A 15,420-nucleotide genomic window follows, 5' to 3' on the forward strand; every position below is an offset into this window, starting at 1 on the left:
TAGAGTTGTTGGGGTTTTCCGAAAAATAGAGGGCTGGCGAATTCGGATTTCTGGCTTTTGAGAACCGGACCTGATAAGGATGCGCGATGTTCGGTCCCCTTCTCATGGCCGTGGCGGCGATCATGGCCGCCTACGTGTTCCTGCGCCTGGACGGCGTCCCCCTGGCCGGAACACTTTCCCACAAGGCGCGTCTGCGGCTCGCCCTGGCCGCCTGGCTGGTCATCGTGTTCGCCCGCTACGTGGGCCGCGCCAACTTCGGCCAGTGGTCCCAGGTCACGGAGACCGCCGGGCTGTCCCTGCTCATATTCCTTTTCCTGACGGCCGTGCTCATGGGCGCCGTGGACCTGTTCACCGGCTTCGGGGCGCTGCTGCCCCGACTGGCCCCCAGGCTGCGCGGCCTCGCCCTGGCGGGCGGACTGATCCTGTTCGGTGCGGCCCTGTACCAGGGCATGCGCGCACCGGTCGTCACCGAATACGAAGTCGCCCTGCCCGGCCTGCCCGAAAATCTCGACGGACTGGTGCTGGCCGTGGCCTCGGACCTCCATGCGGGCACCCAGGTCGGGCCGGAATGGCTGGCGGCCCGCGCGGCCCAGATCATGGCCCTTGCGCCGGATATGATCCTGCTCCCCGGCGACACCGTGGAAGGGCACTCCCACCGGCTCGACGGACTCGTGCCCGCCCTGCGCATCCTGCGCGCGCCCCTGGGGGTGTACGCCGTGCCGGGCAACCACGAGAGCCACGGCTCCCCGGCCAAGGCTTTGGATACGTTGTCCAAGGCCGGAATCATCGTGCTGGTGGACCGTTGGGTTTCGCCCGCGCCCGGCCTGGTGGTGGCCGGTGTGGAGGACCTGCAATCCATCCCCGAAGAGCGGCGACACCTCGACCCCGTGGCCCTGGCCCTTGAAGGCCGTCCGGCCGGGGCGACCATCCTGCTCTCCCACACGCCCCGCCGCTATGAACAGGCCGCCGCCCTCGGGGCCGACCTGATGCTCTGCGCGCACACGCACGGCGGCCAGATATGGCCGTTCAACTACGTGGTCCGTCTGATCTATCCGTTGGTGGAGGGGAGGTTCGCCATCGGCCCCATGACGCTCATCGTCAGCCGAGGAGCGGGCTCGTGGGGGGTACGCATGCGGCTGTGGAAGCCCGGGGAAATACTCAAGATCATCCTGCGGGCGGGCTGAACGCGCCCGGCGTTTCGCCGTCGGACGCGTCATTGGATCACGCTCGGTCATCCGCAGCCGAGGAGCGCGCGCTCCACGGGCCTCGGCTCTTCGCCGTGCGATACGGCCGCGCCATCGCCCCGGGCCAGGCCGGACACCGCCAGATGGCGCTGGATGGCCTGCTGCTCCTTGAGCCAGTTGGGGGCGATCTTGCCGCTCTCCACGGCCAGGATGGTGTCGCCCAGGTACAGGGCCTCGTCCAGGTCGTGGGTCACGTGCAGAATGGGGATGTTCAACTCGCTCTTCAATTCCTTGAGGCAACTGCGCAGGTTGCGCCGGTTGGCCACGTCCAGGGCCGAGAACGGCTCGTCCAGGAGCAACAGCACCGGGTCGCGGGCCAGGGCCTGGCAAAAGGCGGCCCGCTGGCGTTCGCCGCCGGAGATGCCCGACGGCCTGCTCGACTCCAGGTGGCGGATGCCGAACATGGTCATCAGCTCGTCCACCCGCTCCTCGCTGGACGCGGCGAAGGCCACGTTCTTGCGGATGGTCAGGTGCGGGAACAGGGTGTAGTCCTGGAAGACCAGCCCCAGGCCACGCTTGCGGGCAGGCAGAAAGACGCGCTTCTCCGCGTCGGCCCAGACCGTGTCCCCGAAAATGATTCTCCCCCCGTCAGGCCGCTCCAGCCCGGCCAGCAGCCGGACCAGCGTCGTCTTGCCCGCGCCCGAGGGTCCGATCACCGCCGTGAGTTCGCCGGGAGCGCAGGAAAAGGAAAGGTCGAGCTCGAAGTGTTTCAGCCGTTTGGTCATTTCGACGTTGAGCATTATGCACGCCTCGCATTGATCTTGTTGATTATCAAAAGCACCGCGAAGCAGACGGGGATCAAGGCCGCCGACATGCGGAAGGCGTCGTCGAAGCGCAGGGCCTCGACCGCCTCGAAGATGGCTACCGAGGCCACCTGGGTCTGCCCGGGGATGCTGCCGCCGACCATGAGGATGACGCCGAATTCGCCGAGGCTGTGCGCGAAGACAAGGATGGAGGCGGCGGCCAGGCCGCCCAGGCAGTTGGGCAGAACGATGCGAAAGAAGGTGGACAGGGGGGACAGCCCCAGAACCGCCGCGCTCTCAAGCAGCCTCGGGTCCAGCTTCTCCAGGGAGGCCCGCAGGGGCTGGACCGCGAACGGCAGGTTGAAGACCAGCGAGGCGAGCAGGATGCCCGTGAAGCTGAAGACCAGCCGGTTGCCGGTGACGTCCTCCCACAGCCCGCCCAGGTAGCCACGCGGCCCCATGACCACCAGCAGGGCGAAGCCGAGGACCGTGGGCGGCATGACCATGGGCAGGGTGACCACCGCATCGAGCAGGCTCTTCCCCTTGAACCTCCCGAAGGCCAGCAAGCTGGCCATCGGGGAGGCCAAGATAGGGATGAGCAACATGGTCCAAATGGCCAGTTTGGCCGAGAGGATCAGTGGTGTCCAATCCATGAGCTATTTGTATCCGTACTTGAGCTTCATCGCCTGCACCTCGGGGGAGGCCAGGAATTTCACGAACTTGGCGGCGGCGTCGGCATGAGGAGCGGACTTCAGCACGCAGGCGGCCTGGACGACCGGCGGGGCCTCGTCGACCACGGTGAAGCAGCCCTTCTTGCCCACGTCGGTGAACACGGAGGAGTAGGCGCAGAAGCCCGCGTCCGCCGAACCGGTGGAGGCGAACTGGAAGGCCTGGGAGATGGACTGGCCGAAGACCAGCTTGGACTGGACCTTCTCCCAGATGCCCACGGCCTGCATGGCCTTCATGGACGAAGTGCCGTAGGGCGCGGTCTCGGTATTGGCGATGGACACGCGCTTCACGGCGTCGTTGACCACGGTGGCCTTCCAGTCGTCGCCGCAGAAATTCTTGTCGTTGGACCACAGGACCACCTGGCCCTTGGCGTAGACAAAGGGCTTCTCGGCCAGGCCGTCGGCGAACAGCTTGTTCGGGCGCTTCTCGTCGGCGGCCAGGAAGATGTCGAACGGGGCGTCGTTGACGATCTGGCCGTACAGCTTGCCGGTGGAGGCGTAGGTGGCCTGGGCCTTCAGGCCGGTGGCCTTCTCGAAGGCGGGGATGATCTCCTTCATGACCGGGGTGAAGTTGGCCGCCTGGGCGATGAACAGGTCCGCGGCGAACGCCCCCGAAGGAACGAGCAGGCAGAGGACGAGTATCAATGAGCAGATGCGTTTCATGTCGACTCCTGAGGTAGGTTTTTTGTTTGAAACGGTTTGTGGACGTGTCCCGTTCATATGAACATCCGCACACCTCGGACAAGTATGTCACGCGAACTCCTAAAGGCGTGACAAGAAGGGAAACACCCTTTTCCGTGCCCGCGCCGCGCCGCCCTGCCGAGGGTGAAAAAAAATTGAAATAATGCTTGCCAACCGCCCGGTTCTCTTATAGACATTCTCTTCCTGACCGTGCCGAAGTGGTGGAATTGGTAGACACGCATGGTTCAGGACCATGTGGTCTTACGACCGTGGAAGTTCGAGTCTTCTCTTCGGCACCAGTAAAGAACAAGGGTTGCGGCTAACCAGCTGCAACCCTTTTTCTTTTGTATACGGCAAGTTACATGATCGTCTTCTTCTCGGCGTGATTTGACCCCAAGGGGTCAAAGTGATGGGTCAAAGTACCCGGAATCGTCTGCCGTCGGAGACCTCACATGCCACAAATCGCACGTTCCCCGAACCACCTTTACCGGAAGGGCTCAATCTATTACTTTCGCCACGTCATCCCGCACGACCTGCGGGACTCGTTGGGCCGCTCCGAAGTCAGGATGTCTCTCCAGACAGGATACCTGGCCGAAGCAAGGCCCAAAGCCCGAATATTGGCCTCGGGCGTGAAACGAATACAGAAGTGGGTTCGGAAAACTGGACCAGTAGCTAAGGTGGACGTAAGAAGCCCGAAGGAGGCTTTTGATGTCCAAGCAGAGAAGAAAGTTTACCGCCGAGTTCAAGACCCGTGTCGCCCTGGACGCTCTGTCCGGCGAGCACACCCTTTCCGAGATCGCCAGCAAGTATGGCGTTCATCCCAATCAGGTTTCCCAGTGGAAAAAGCAGGCCAAAGAAGGCATTGCTGCTTCCTTCTCCGGCAAGGCCCAGAAAGTCCAGCAAAGCGATGAGGCCCGAATCAAGGATCTTCATGCCAAGATCGGCCAGCTCGCGGTGGAGAAGGATTTTTTGCAACAAGCCTTCGCCAAAATCTGAGCTGCGAGCGAAGGCGTGAAATCGTCGACACGGGCCACCCGGTGCTCAGTGTCCGGCGGCAGTGCGAAATCCTCAAGCTGCACCGCTCAACGTATTACTACCAGCCGATCGGCGAGTCCGAGTACAAACTGACGTTGATGCAACGCATCGACGAGTTGTTCATGGATCTGCCATTCTTCGGCTCCCGGCAACTACGCAACATCCTGCGAGATGAAGGACATTTCGTCGGGCGTAATCGCGTGCGTCGGCTCATGCGCAAGATGGGGCTGATGGCGATCTATCAGAAACCGAAGACGAGCCTGCCGCATCCGCAACACAAGACGTACCGGTACATGTTGCGCGGTATGGCGATAACAAGGCCGAATCAGGTGTGGTGTGCCGACATCACGTACATCCCTATGCGGCGTGGCTTCCTGTACCTTGTGGCGATCATGGACTGGCATAGTCGAGCCGTGCTGTCATGGCGTTTGTCGAACACGATGGACGCTGACTTCTGCGTGGCAGCCCTGGAAGAGGCCATGAACCGATACGGCGTGCCGGACATCTTCAACACCGACCAAGGCTCGCAATTCACGAGCTACGAGTTCACACGGACGCTCAGGCAGGCTGGAGCCAAAATCTCGATGGATGGTCGAGGCCGCTGGATGGACAACGTCATGATCGAACGTCTCTGGCGCTCGTTGAAATATGAATGCGTGTATTTGCGGGAGATCGAGACTGGAAGCGAGCTTCGCCGGACCTTGGCCTGGTGGTTTGAGTTCTATAACAACCGCCGTCCGCACAAGACCTTTGACGGCAGAAAGCCGATGGAGATATAGCAGAACCGACCCAGACCAGAGGGGGGGCCCCCTCTGCCCTGGACCGAAAGAGCGGCGTAGCTCGAAACGTGTCCACCTTAAAATCGTCGCTCAGCGGCCCGAAGAACTGAGGCCAATTCTGTGCTGGCCTGTTCCATTTGATCAACGACTACCGCTTGCAGCTTGTTTTCGATGTTAATTCTTGCATTTGGCGCAATCATGAGGCAGTTATGCAAAAAAACAATCGGACAAAAACATGATCGACAATATAAATCAAACCGTTATAAGGACTGTACCCACTTCGGTAACCTCCAAAGAATGCGGCGACACTGGCATGGCCATGGTACTCATCGCCCTGCTCATCGGCTGGTTTTCCGGTATCAGAGAATTCCATCTGGCCGCCATCATCCTGCTGGTGCTCAACATGATCTGGGCGCGGGCATACACCCTGGTCGCCAAGGCATGGCTCGGCTTTTCCCACCTGCTCGGTACTGTCATGTCCAAGGTGCTGCTCTTCATCGTCTTTTTCGGCGTGGTGACCCCTTTTGCCCTGCTGCGGCGCATGCTGAGCCATGACCCCATGCAATTGAAAAAATGGAAAAAAGGCACGGGATCGGTCTTTGAATCCCGTGATCACACCTTCACCAAAGAAGAAATCGAACTTCCCTATTAAAGGAATTAACATCATGGATTTTCTCAAAGACCTCTGGGGCTTTCTCAAGGTGCGTAAAAAATTCTGGCTGCTGCCGATCATCCTCGTGCTACTCCTGTTCGGCGTACTCATCGTATTGACCAGCGGCTCGGCCATCGCCCCCTTCATCTATACCGTGTTCTAGAGGGTTCCATGTCAGACGCCATCCTGGGCATCTCCGCCTTTTACCACGACTCCGCCGCCGTAATCCTGGTGGACGGCAAAATCGTGGCCGCCGCACAAGAGGAGCGGTTCACCCGCAAGAAGCATGATGCGGACTTTCCACACAATGCGGCCAAATACGTACTCAAGGAAGGCGGCCTGACCCTGTCCGACCTGACCGCCGTGGCTTTCTACGACAAGCCGTACCTCAAATTCGAGCGGCTCCTGGAGACCTACAACGGTTTTGCGCCCAAAGGGTTACAGAGCTTCCTGTCCGCCATCCCGGTCTGGATCAAGGAAAAGCTGTTCATGCGCAAAATGCTCGGCGACGAACTCGCTTTGCTCGGCGAGGGCAAACCCAAACTTCTCTTTCCGGAGCATCACCTCTCCCATGCGGCCAGTGCCTTCTACCCTTCCCCCTTTGAAGAGGCGGCCATCCTAACGGTGGACGGCGTGGGCGAATGGGCGACCACAACCATCGGCAAGGGTGCGGGAAAGGATATCACGGTTCTCAAGGAACTCCATTTCCCTCACTCGCTGGGCTTGCTCTATTCCTCATTCACGGCCTTTTGCGGCTTCCGGGTCAACTCCGGTGAATACAAACTTATGGGACTCGCTCCCTACGGCAACCCCACGGCAGAACACATCGACACATGGAAACAGGCTATTTATGCCGAACTGATCGATGTGCGAGAAGACGGCTCCATGCTTCTGAACATGGACTACTTCAACTACGCCACTGGGCTGACCATGTGCGAATTTTCCAAATGGGAAGCGCTCTTCGGCATTCCAGCCCGCCAGCCGGAAACCGACATTTCCCAAGCGTACATGGACCTCGCCCTTGCCATCCAGCAGGTGACCGAGGAAATCGTATTCACCCTGGCCGAGACCGCCAAGGAACTGACCGGATGCAAAAACCTGGTCATGGCTGGCGGCGTGGCCCTCAATTGCGTGGCCAATGGCAAGCTGCTGCGCCGGGGCACCTTCGACGATATCTGGATTCAACCCGCTGCCGGTGACGCAGGTGGCGCACTGGGCGCGGCTCTGGCCGGTCGCCACATCTGGCAGGGCAAGAAACGCTTGGTCGATCCCGACGATTCCATGCAAGGCTCCTATCTCGGCCCGGCATTTTCCGAAATCGACACCCAGCGCGTAGTCCGCCGCTACGGTGCGGAAGTCACCAAGTATGACGATTTCGACAAACTGACATCCGATGTGGCGGACCTGCTCAGCGAAGGGAATGCCATCGGTTGGTTCCAGGGTCGCATGGAATATGGACCGCGCGCATTGGGCGGCCGTTCCATCCTCGGCGACCCCCGCCACCCAGAGATGCAAAAGAGACTCAATCTCAAGATCAAGTACCGCGAAGGATTCCGACCGTTCGCCCCGTCCGTCATGGAAGAGGAGATCGGCACGTGGTTCGACCTTGACCGTCCTTCTCCGTACATGCTCATCGTGGCCCCTGTTGCCAAAACGCAGTGCAACCCGCTGCCTGACGGCTACGGCGCCATGGAGATGTACGACCGCCTCTATGTCCAGCGTTCGACCATCCCGGCCGTAACCCATGTAGACTATTCGGCGCGCATTCAGTCGGTCAGCAAGAAAACCAACCCACGCTACTGGTCACTCATCGACACTTTCAACACCAAGCACGGTTGCGGACTGGTGGTCAACACGAGCTTCAACGTCCGTGGCGAACCGATAGTCTGTACCCCGCATGACGCCTACACCTGCTTCATGCGAACCGAGATGGACTATCTCGTGGTGGGTGACTACCTCTTTGCCAAGAAGGACCAGCCGGAGTGGCGCGAACAGGGTGACTGGCGCGACGAATTTGAACTCGATTAGCAACTACTATGAAAAAACTGATCAACACCGTACTGGTCCTGGCCAGCATCCTGTTCACATACGGCCTCATGGAGATAGGCTTCCGCCTCTTCATGCCGCTGATGCCCATGTCCCTGTTTAACAACGAATGCCGAGAATTGCGGACCATCGGCCAAACCTCCAAGCAAGGAACAATCCCGACCACATCCTACATCGCCATCCTCGGTGACTCCTACGGTGCTGGCCAGGGAGACTGGTTCATTGACGAGCGATACAACCCAAATTCACGTTATCAAGCAACTCATGTAGTGCAGGACAAGACCGGTCGCGACGTCATCTCCCTTTCCCGCGCGGGCTCCGGCAGCTACGACGGGCTGGCCATCTACAGCATTAACACCCTACGCTACCTGAACAACGCAGGATTTGACATCCCCGCCCCAGAAATGATCGTCGTTTATTTCTACGAAGGGAATGACATCTCGGACAATCTTCGTTTCATGCGACGGCACTACGAGCAAGATTTTGACCCACAACGTCTTTTTGACGACGAATACTTTGCCTCATTTGCCGACACCATGGACCAGAAATTCTGCCAAGGCAGCTTGCCGAGGTTGCAAGACAAAATGCTAGTTGGCAATCTGCTCAGCCGTTCTATCGAAGGGATCATTTATTCAGCCACCAAACAGCGCCAACCACTTCTGCCGGGAAAACAATACAATGCAACACTCGCAGGCAAATCCATCTGGCTGCCGGACGAACTCGAAGTGGACCCGAGCCAATACACTACCGATGAGTTGAAAATAAGCACCCGCTTCTTTGAACGGGCTCTGCGCCGTGTGGCCCAGGTCTGGCCAAAGGCGCGAAGATTCATGGTCTTCATTCCCTCGCCGCTGACTACCTACGCTTACCTGGACGCAGATGCCCAAAAACGGATAACCGCCTCGAACACCCTAGAAGAAATGGTCACAGAAGCGGCTTTGGCCAACGGTTTCATTGCCATCGATTTCGCCTCGAAAGTACGAAAAGCAGCCCAAACTGAACTCCTCCACGGCCCAAGAGACTGGTCCCACTTTAATCGAAAGGGGTACGAACTTCTCGGTACAACCATAGCGTCTGTCCTGAATCAGTAGCCCATATACACGCGCTCTTGCCCTTGCCTCAACCGGGTCAAAATGCTGGGGCACTCATCAAGCAGGAAGAACACACTCAAAAGAAATTTTCAAATAAAATCAACATATTGCCACGCCGAAATCTGAAGAGTTCCGAGTTTTCTCTTCGGCACCAGAATGAAACAGGGCCGCATCCTTAAGGATGCGGCCCTGTTTCCGTTCCGGGAGGGGCTCGGGGCCATGGACAGCCGAAGGCAATTCGGATAAATGCCGACCTGTGGGGGCCGTTTTCATCCCAGCCCGGGCCAAACGCGGAGAATGCCGCCAGGCGGACCCGTGCCCCGGCCCTGGTTCCGAAGACCCTGTTGCCTGGCGCGTGAAGCCGGATCATTTCATCATTTTTTTCTAACCAAAGACACTTTTACCGTATTGTATTGTACGCAATCGGACGATACGGCCGTTGTCGTTACATTCAAATATCTTGGGGGTTCAATGTTCGCCAATTTGAGCTTGAAGGTTAAAGTGCTGGCCCTGGCTCTGCTCGGGCCGGTCATCGTCGCCCTGGTGCTGTCCGTCCACCAGGCCATCCAGATCCGCAACGACGCCGAAGCGGGCATCGTCCAACAGAGCCGCGCGCTTATCCTCATGGCCGAGGCCGCGCGGAACGAAATGGCCAAGAAGCTCAACCTGGGCATCGTCAAGCCCTTTGACCAGCTCGACACCCAGGAGAAGCTCCTTGAGGCCATTCCGGTCATAACCGCCATCAACATGGCCAAGCAGCAGGCCAAGAAGCTGCAATACAACTTCCGGGTACCCAAGATCGCCCCGCGCAACCCGATCAACAAGCCCACTCCCTTCGAGGAGCAGGTCCTGGCCGAACTCAAGGCCGGGAACCTGGCCGAGAAGGTCATCATCGAGGACAACGCGATCCACTATTTCCGCCCCATCCGGCTGACCAAGGAATGCCTCTACTGCCACGGCGACAACAAGGGCGACCGTGATCCGGTGGGCGGCATCAAGGAGGGCTGGAAGGAAGGCGAGATCCACGGCGCGTTCGAGATCTCGACCTCCCTGGACGAGGTCAACGCCAGCGTGTTCAAGGCCGAGCTCTACGCCGCCCTGGAGACCGTGGCCGTGCTCCTGGCCGTGGGCGTCCTGGTCTGGATCCTGGTCAAGCTGATCATCGTCGGCCCGCTCTTCCGCATCCGGACCTATGCCAAGGCCGTGGCCGAAGGCGACATCGAGGCCAAGCCCGAGGGGCAGTTCGCCGCCGAACTGGGCGTGGTCAAGGAGGCCATCCAGACCATGGTCGCCAACCTCAAGGCCAAGATGTTCGAGGCGGACCAGAAGAAGGACGAGGCCGAACGCGCCAAGATCGTGGCCGAGAGGGCCATGCAGGAGGCCAAGGAGCAGGAGGCGAAGACCAATACCCTGCTGACCACCATGCAGCGCATCGCGGGCGAGGCCTCGCTCATCGCCGAGCAGGTCACCTCGGCCGCCGACGAACTCTCCTCCCAGGCCGAACAGGTCAGCCGGGGCGCGGACGTCCAGCGCGACCGCACCACCCAGACCGCTACGGCCATGGAAGAGATGAACGCGACCGTCCTCGAGGTGGCCCGCAACTCCTCCAACTCCGCCGAGTCCGCGTCCAACGCCCGGACCCAGGCCCAGGAGGGGGCCAAGGTCGTGCGCGAGGCCATAGACGCCATCCGCGAAGTCCACGACCTGACCGCCACCCTGAAGCAATCCATGGGCCAGCTGGGCAACCAGACCACGGACATCGGCCAGATCATGAACGTCATCGAGGACATCGCGGACCAGACCAACCTGCTGGCGCTCAACGCGGCCATCGAGGCCGCCCGAGCGGGCGAGGCCGGTCGCGGGTTCGCCGTGGTCGCCGACGAAGTCCGCAAGCTGGCCGAAAAGACCATGGACGCCACCAAGGAGGTCGGCAACGCCATCCAGGTCATCCAGGACGCGGCCGCCGCCAACATCCGCAGCGTGGACCACGCGGCCCTGGCCGTGGAATCCGCCACCGACCTGGCCAACCGGTCCGGCGAGGCCCTGGAGTCCATCGTCCACTACGCGGACGACACCTCCGGGCAGGTCCAGTCCATCGCCACCGCGGCCGAGGAGCAGTCCGCCGCTTCCGAGGAAATCAACCGGGCCGTGGAGGACATCAACCTCATCGCCTCGGAGACCGCCGAGGGCATGAACCAATCCGCCGAAGCCATCAACGAACTGGCCCGGCTGTCCGGCCAGCTCCAGAAGCTCATCGAGGAGATGAACGCCCACTAGGAAACCCGGACCATAACGAATAAGAACGGGGGTCGCGGTTATGCGGCCCCCGTTTTTGTATTGTTATAAATCATAAACACAATGCTTTTGGCTGTTTACATCCCACCTACATACATATTAACGTCTTGTCAGTTTTGAGGAGTGTCTTTTTAATGAGATAATGGAAAAGAATCCATATCGCTCAACTACGCAAGGAGATGGCATGGCACAAAAAGTAATGCTGAAGAATCCGGAAACCGGAATTGTGAAAAAGGGGTTTGTCGGTTTCAGCTGGACCACCTTTTTCTTCGGAGGTTTCCCGGCTCTCTTCCGCGGAGATATCCTGACCGGCCTCATCGTGGTCGTGATCAACATCCTGACCATGGGGATCGGAGGCATCATCTGGGCCTTTATGTACAACAAGTCCTACACGACAAAACTGCTGGAAAAGGGGTACAAATTCGCGGACTCCGAAGGAATGACCGCCATAGCCAAGGCCAAGCTCGGCATAGCGGTCTGACCTTCTGACAGACAGCGCCAAGCCTCCTCCGGGAGGCTTTTTTATGCCCGGTGAAATGCGGGGGCGGTTGTCGTCCTGTGAACGCTTCGTTGTCGTTCACAGGCTTGCGGCCCAGACTGTTGTGGACGGGCCGCCTACCGGAAGTCCGGAAAACGCTCCCGCCAGTCGATCAGGCCGTATGGGGCGAGAAGTTCGCTAAGACGCCCCGACTCGCGCAGCGCCCTGATGCCCTTGTCGAACAGCTCGGCGTTGCGCACGGAATCCGGGCGGGCGGGCGAAAAGGCGATGTAAAGCTCGGCGTGCTCGTCGGCGTACCCCGCGTACTCAATGGACTCACGGAGGTCCATGGAGTGGGCCAGGTAACAGACGACTTTGGCGTCGTCGGCGACGATGTCCACCCGTCCCTCCATCAGCAGCATAAGATTGTGCCGGGCGGCTGCTCCCTGCCGGCCCTGTAGATGTCCTCCGTGTCATGGCTGTCGTAGAACGCTTCAATGTCCGAGGACAGCTTATATCCGGCGGGGGCTCCCAACCGCTTGCCCCGGAGCGACTCCGCCCCCCGGTACCGCCAGGGGTCGCCCTTGCGCACGAAAAAGGCGAAGAGATCCAGACCGATCTCCTCCTCGGGAATGACGAACCCCTCGGCCTCTTGCCGGACAGCGCCGATGATCGCCGTGACGTGGCCGCGACGGCCTTCCTCCACGGCGCGCTCCCAGCCCATGACCCGGTATTCCACTTCAATGCCCGCCGGTTCGAATATGGCCCGCAGGACGTCCACGGCATACCCCTCGAGCGGCTCGCCCGGACCGCAATTGAACGGACACCACTCGTCCGAGGCCACGATGATCGATTCTGCGTGGGCCGGGAAAACGGCGAAAAGCACCAATGTCAGGCAGAGGAAAAGAGCCGGAGGATTCATGGTGCGAGTATCCAACGAGGCGGTCCGAAGCGGAATTATAATCTCCATCCCAGGCGTATGCGCCCTTCTCCGCTTGTCTTCGTTCGCGTGTTTCATTATGGTTCACAAGCTGGCGAACCGACGTGCAACCCAAGGGAACCCCATGGCCATAACCGACCCGGCCGCATTGATACGGAGTCTGTCGAACAAGCAGGGGCTTGCGGCCCTGCTGGACGTGCTGCCGCTCGGCGTGGCCATCATGGACCGGGACGGCACCCTGCTTGCGGTCAACCGCAACTACGAGTCCCTGACCGGCGTGACCGGCGAGCAGGTGCAGGGCATCCGCTGCCTGCACGCCCTGCGCTCGGACTACTGCATGCGCAACTGCCCGGTGCTGGCCGGGTGGACCGACAAGCGCACCCGCACGCTGGAAGCGAACATCATCAACCGCGACCGGGAAAAGGTCAGCGTGCACCTGACCCTGGCCCCGCTGGTGGCCGAGGACGGGTCCATCCGGGGGGTCATCGAGACGTTGATGCCCGCGGCCGCGCACGCCATGGACGAGATCGTCAGCGGCGTCTCGGGACTGGGCGAACTGGTCGGACGCAGCCCGGAGGTGCGCAAGATATTCGCCATGACCCCGTCCATCGCACAGACCGATTCGCCGGTGCTGATCACCGGGGAAACGGGCACGGGCAAGGACATGCTGGCCGAGGAAATCCACAAGGAATCGGACCGGGACGGCCCCTTCGTCAAGGTCAACTGCGGCGCGCTGCCCGTGCCCCTGCTCGAGTCCGAGCTGTTCGGCCACGCCAAGAACGCCCTGCCCGGCGCGGACCACGCCAAGCCCGGCCGGTTGCGCATGGCCCACGGCGGCACGCTGTTCATCACCGAGATCGGGGATCTGCCCCTGCCCCTGCAGACCAAGCTGCTGGCCTACATGGACGACCACGCGGTCCGGCCCATAGGTTCCACCAAGGTGGTCCACACGGACGTGCGCATCATGGCGGCCAGCCACTACGACCTGGAGGACATGGTCCGGCGCAAGCGGTTTCGCCGCGACCTGCTCTACCGGCTGAACGTCATCCGGCTGCACCTGCCGCCCCTGCGCGAGCGGGGCGAGGACCTGCTCCTGCTCCAGGACCACTTCCTGAAGATGTTCCAGGTGCGCTACGGCAAGAAGGTGGACCGCTTCTCCAAGAACGTGGAGACCCTGCTGCGCTCCTACGAGTTCCCGGGCAACATCCGGGAACTGCGCAACCTCATAGAATACGCGGTCAACTTCTGCGACACCAACGTGATCCGCATGCGCCACCTGCCCGGCTACATGCTCCACGGCCCGAACCTGCCCGAGAACCTGTCCGTGCCCCCCCGGGCGTCGGAGACGGGCGCGGTCCGCGCGGCCCCGCCCGAACGCTGGGAAGACGTGCAGCGCAAGATGATCCTGGAGGCCCTGGTCAAGACCGGCGGACGCAAGTCCAAGGCGGCCGAACTGCTCGGCTGGGGCCGGTCCACCCTGTGGCGGAAGATGAAACATTTCGGCATCGAATAGGCGGACCAATGGAAAACATCCTCATCCCCCTGATGGACAACGAGCTGTCCCCCCGCTTCGACCTCGCCCCGGAGATCCTGATCATCTCCATCACCCGCGAGACCAGCGCCATGGGCACCCTGAGCGAACGGATCGTCAACCTGGAGACCCCGTCCGCCGAGGCCATGTACCGGCTGGTCATGGCCGAGAACATCCAGACCATCATCTGCGCTGGCATGGAGAACGAGGTCTACGAGTTCCTCAAGCGCAAGGGAATCAAGGTCGTGGACAACGTCTGCGGCCCGGTGGACCCCATCCTCGAAGCCTATCTGGCAGGGCAGCTCTCCTCCGGCCAAAATTATTTCTGACCCTTCGTTTTGTCCCGTTTTGTTTCATTGTGAGACGAAACGCCGTTCCAAATCAGTTCCAAAACGTTTCAATTCGTCCTTGCGAAAAGTTTCACGTGATACGCTTGACGCAAGGAACCAATTGCTATCTATAGAAACGCGGACCGAACAACCGTTTCAGGCGGCGAACTTCGTTTGCGCCGCGTCGATGGGGGTCGGCGTCGGCAGGCCGGTCCGAGGCTGCGTTTCAAATAGGACGTTTCGTTTCTTGGCGGAGCGGACGTCCCAGCTTTGCGCAAACAGTACTTCTCGGGAGGAAGAATTACATGAAAGTCAAAGAACTGATGACCCCGGTGGGCGACTATCGGACCCTGGGCAGGGACGCCTCGCTCGGCGACGCCGCCGCCGTCCTGAGTCCGGGCAGCCACCGGGACATCCTCATCGTGGACGAACAGGGCGCCTTCGCCGGTGTCCTGACCATGACCGACATCATTACCGCACTGGAGCCCAACTACAAGAAACTCTCCAAGAAAGACCTGCAGAGCGACGTCCTTTCCAACCGTTACGTCGCCGAGCAGTTCAAGGAATTCAACCTCTGGTCCGACACCCTGAACAACATCTGCGCCCGGGGCGTGGACATCAAGGTGACGGACGCCATGCACGTCCCCGAGGAAGGCCATTACATCAGTGAGGACAACGACATCGAATACGCCGTGCACATGTACATGGTCGGCACGCCCCAGCCGCTGATCGTCCGCGACAACGGCCGGGTCACCGGCGTGCTGCGCATGTCGGACGTCTTCAATGAAATCATCGGCCGCATGCACACCTGCGCCATGGCCGAGTAGGGCCGGACCAACGAGGAGACA

General features: G+C 60.5%; 16 protein-coding genes, 1 tRNA gene and 1 pseudogene. 13 read left to right on the plus strand and 5 right to left on the minus strand.

Translation table 11 applies throughout. The annotated features are described in order from the left end of the window. Positions 1–86 precede the first annotated feature (86 nt). Positions 87–1,184, plus strand: a complete 1,098-nt coding sequence (locus tag ACR42D_RS12615; protein WP_484567144.1) for a metallophosphoesterase — start codon at positions 87–89, stop codon at positions 1,182–1,184. A gap of 47 nt (positions 1,185–1,231) precedes the next feature. Here the strand turns inward: ACR42D_RS12615 and ACR42D_RS12620 are convergent, their stop codons facing one another. From ACR42D_RS12620 to modA, 3 genes are read right to left on the minus strand one after another with little or no spacing between them, the layout of a single operon-like run. Beyond that, the gene (locus ACR42D_RS12620; RefSeq protein WP_484567145.1) at positions 1,232–1,984 is read right to left on the minus strand and encodes an ATP-binding cassette domain-containing protein; all 753 of its coding nucleotides are present in this window, start codon (positions 1,982–1,984) and stop codon (positions 1,232–1,234) included. Continuing rightward, entirely contained in the window at positions 1,984–2,640 is a 657-nt protein-coding gene (gene modB / locus ACR42D_RS12625; RefSeq protein ID WP_484567146.1) for a molybdate ABC transporter permease subunit, read from the minus strand. Before modB ends, ACR42D_RS12620 begins: the two co-directional genes overlap by 1 nt. A gap of 3 nt (positions 2,641–2,643) precedes the next feature. Continuing rightward, positions 2,644–3,378, minus strand: coding sequence for a molybdate ABC transporter substrate-binding protein (gene modA, locus ACR42D_RS12630; protein WP_484567147.1), 735 nt, complete (start codon positions 3,376–3,378; stop codon positions 2,644–2,646). 230 nt (positions 3,379–3,608) lie between these two features. On the opposite strand from modA, the gene ACR42D_RS12635 reads away from it, so the two are divergent. The 9 genes and pseudogenes from ACR42D_RS12635 to ACR42D_RS12675 all read left to right on the plus strand — a co-directional run bounded on the left by ACR42D_RS12635 (position 3,609) and on the right by ACR42D_RS12675 (position 11,775). After that, a tRNA-Leu gene (locus ACR42D_RS12635) sits at positions 3,609–3,695 on the plus strand. 153 nt (positions 3,696–3,848) lie between these two features. Beyond that, a pseudogene (locus tag ACR42D_RS12640) lies at positions 3,849–4,019 on the plus strand (DUF6538 domain-containing protein); the annotation flags it as partial. A gap of 85 nt (positions 4,020–4,104) precedes the next feature. Further along, positions 4,105–5,210, plus strand: a protein-coding gene (locus tag ACR42D_RS12645; protein ID WP_484567148.1) for an IS3 family transposase whose coding sequence is annotated in 2 segments (ribosomal slippage) — positions 4,105–4,380 and positions 4,383–5,210 — 1,104 coding nt in all. Because the reading frame shifts where the segments join, the coding sequence is not laid out codon by codon here. A gap of 235 nt (positions 5,211–5,445) precedes the next feature. Further along, positions 5,446–5,862 (plus strand): SxtJ family membrane protein, encoded by a 417-nt coding sequence (locus ACR42D_RS12650; RefSeq protein WP_484567149.1) that lies wholly within the window; start codon positions 5,446–5,448, stop codon positions 5,860–5,862. A gap of 13 nt (positions 5,863–5,875) precedes the next feature. Continuing rightward, positions 5,876–6,025 (plus strand): DUF5989 family protein, encoded by a 150-nt coding sequence (locus ACR42D_RS12655; protein WP_484567150.1) that lies wholly within the window; start codon positions 5,876–5,878, stop codon positions 6,023–6,025. A gap of 8 nt (positions 6,026–6,033) precedes the next feature. Next, positions 6,034–7,890, plus strand: coding sequence for a carbamoyltransferase family protein (locus tag ACR42D_RS12660; RefSeq protein ID WP_484567151.1), 1,857 nt, complete (start codon positions 6,034–6,036; stop codon positions 7,888–7,890). Positions 7,891–7,898: 8 nt separating this feature from the next. Next, entirely contained in the window at positions 7,899–8,999 is a 1,101-nt protein-coding gene (locus tag ACR42D_RS12665; RefSeq protein ID WP_484567152.1) for an SGNH/GDSL hydrolase family protein, read from the plus strand. 471 nt (positions 9,000–9,470) lie between these two features. Next, positions 9,471–11,276 carry a methyl-accepting chemotaxis protein gene (locus ACR42D_RS12670; protein ID WP_484567153.1) on the plus strand — a complete coding sequence of 602 codons (1,806 nt, stop codon included), beginning with the start codon at positions 9,471–9,473 and terminating at the stop codon, positions 11,274–11,276. 202 nt (positions 11,277–11,478) lie between these two features. Then, positions 11,479–11,775, plus strand: a complete 297-nt coding sequence (locus ACR42D_RS12675) for a hypothetical protein (protein ID WP_484567154.1) — start codon at positions 11,479–11,481, stop codon at positions 11,773–11,775. A gap of 134 nt (positions 11,776–11,909) precedes the next feature. Here the strand turns inward: ACR42D_RS12675 and ACR42D_RS12680 are convergent, their stop codons facing one another. Next, positions 11,910–12,194, minus strand: a complete 285-nt coding sequence (locus ACR42D_RS12680; protein ID WP_484567155.1) for a hypothetical protein — start codon at positions 12,192–12,194, stop codon at positions 11,910–11,912. Further along, positions 12,185–12,694 carry a substrate-binding periplasmic protein gene (locus ACR42D_RS12685; protein ID WP_484567156.1) on the minus strand — a complete coding sequence of 170 codons (510 nt, stop codon included), beginning with the start codon at positions 12,692–12,694 and terminating at the stop codon, positions 12,185–12,187. Before ACR42D_RS12685 ends, ACR42D_RS12680 begins: the two co-directional genes overlap by 10 nt. A 142-nt stretch (positions 12,695–12,836) precedes the next feature. On the opposite strand from ACR42D_RS12685, the gene ACR42D_RS12690 reads away from it, so the two are divergent. From ACR42D_RS12690 to ACR42D_RS12700, 3 genes are all read left to right on the plus strand, one after another. Beyond that, the gene (locus tag ACR42D_RS12690) at positions 12,837–14,225 is read left to right on the plus strand and encodes a sigma-54 interaction domain-containing protein (protein WP_484567157.1); all 1,389 of its coding nucleotides are present in this window, start codon (positions 12,837–12,839) and stop codon (positions 14,223–14,225) included. Positions 14,226–14,233: 8 nt separating this feature from the next. After that, positions 14,234–14,572 carry a NifB/NifX family molybdenum-iron cluster-binding protein gene (locus ACR42D_RS12695; protein ID WP_484567158.1) on the plus strand — a complete coding sequence of 113 codons (339 nt, stop codon included), beginning with the start codon at positions 14,234–14,236 and terminating at the stop codon, positions 14,570–14,572. A 305-nt stretch (positions 14,573–14,877) separates the two neighbouring features. Then, positions 14,878–15,399: a CBS domain-containing protein gene (locus tag ACR42D_RS12700; RefSeq protein ID WP_484567159.1), complete on the plus strand. Its 522-nt coding sequence runs from the start codon at positions 14,878–14,880 to the stop codon at positions 15,397–15,399. Positions 15,400–15,420 lie beyond the last annotated feature (21 nt).

Origin of the sequence: Pseudodesulfovibrio sp. lm2024 (assembly GCF_051175575.1) — a bacterium.
In the GTDB taxonomy this organism is placed as follows: Bacteria; Desulfobacterota; Desulfovibrionia; order Desulfovibrionales; family Desulfovibrionaceae; genus Pseudodesulfovibrio; species Pseudodesulfovibrio caledoniensis.

Bases quoted from the DNA above. Each gene is read 5' to 3' on its own strand.
- ACR42D_RS12615 (WP_484567144.1), top strand. From the start codon at position 87: ATGTTCGGTCCCCTTCTCATGGCCGTGGCGGCGATCATGGCCGCCTAC.
- ACR42D_RS12620 (WP_484567145.1), bottom strand. From the start codon at position 1,984: ATGCTCAACGTCGAAATGACCAAACGGCTGAAACACTTCGAGCTCGAC.
- modB (WP_484567146.1), bottom strand. From the start codon at position 2,640: ATGGATTGGACACCACTGATCCTCTCGGCCAAACTGGCCATTTGGACC.
- modA (WP_484567147.1), bottom strand. From the start codon at position 3,378: ATGAAACGCATCTGCTCATTGATACTCGTCCTCTGCCTGCTCGTTCCT.
- ACR42D_RS12650 (WP_484567149.1), top strand. From the start codon at position 5,446: ATGATCGACAATATAAATCAAACCGTTATAAGGACTGTACCCACTTCG.
- ACR42D_RS12655 (WP_484567150.1), top strand. From the start codon at position 5,876: ATGGATTTTCTCAAAGACCTCTGGGGCTTTCTCAAGGTGCGTAAAAAA.
- ACR42D_RS12660 (WP_484567151.1), top strand. From the start codon at position 6,034: ATGTCAGACGCCATCCTGGGCATCTCCGCCTTTTACCACGACTCCGCC.
- ACR42D_RS12665 (WP_484567152.1), top strand. From the start codon at position 7,899: ATGAAAAAACTGATCAACACCGTACTGGTCCTGGCCAGCATCCTGTTC.
- ACR42D_RS12670 (WP_484567153.1), top strand. From the start codon at position 9,471: ATGTTCGCCAATTTGAGCTTGAAGGTTAAAGTGCTGGCCCTGGCTCTG.
- ACR42D_RS12675 (WP_484567154.1), top strand. From the start codon at position 11,479: ATGGCACAAAAAGTAATGCTGAAGAATCCGGAAACCGGAATTGTGAAA.
- ACR42D_RS12680 (WP_484567155.1), bottom strand. From the start codon at position 12,194: ATGCTGCTGATGGAGGGACGGGTGGACATCGTCGCCGACGACGCCAAA.
- ACR42D_RS12685 (WP_484567156.1), bottom strand. From the start codon at position 12,694: ATGAATCCTCCGGCTCTTTTCCTCTGCCTGACATTGGTGCTTTTCGCC.
- ACR42D_RS12690 (WP_484567157.1), top strand. From the start codon at position 12,837: ATGGCCATAACCGACCCGGCCGCATTGATACGGAGTCTGTCGAACAAG.
- ACR42D_RS12695 (WP_484567158.1), top strand. From the start codon at position 14,234: ATGGAAAACATCCTCATCCCCCTGATGGACAACGAGCTGTCCCCCCGC.
- ACR42D_RS12700 (WP_484567159.1), top strand. From the start codon at position 14,878: ATGAAAGTCAAAGAACTGATGACCCCGGTGGGCGACTATCGGACCCTG.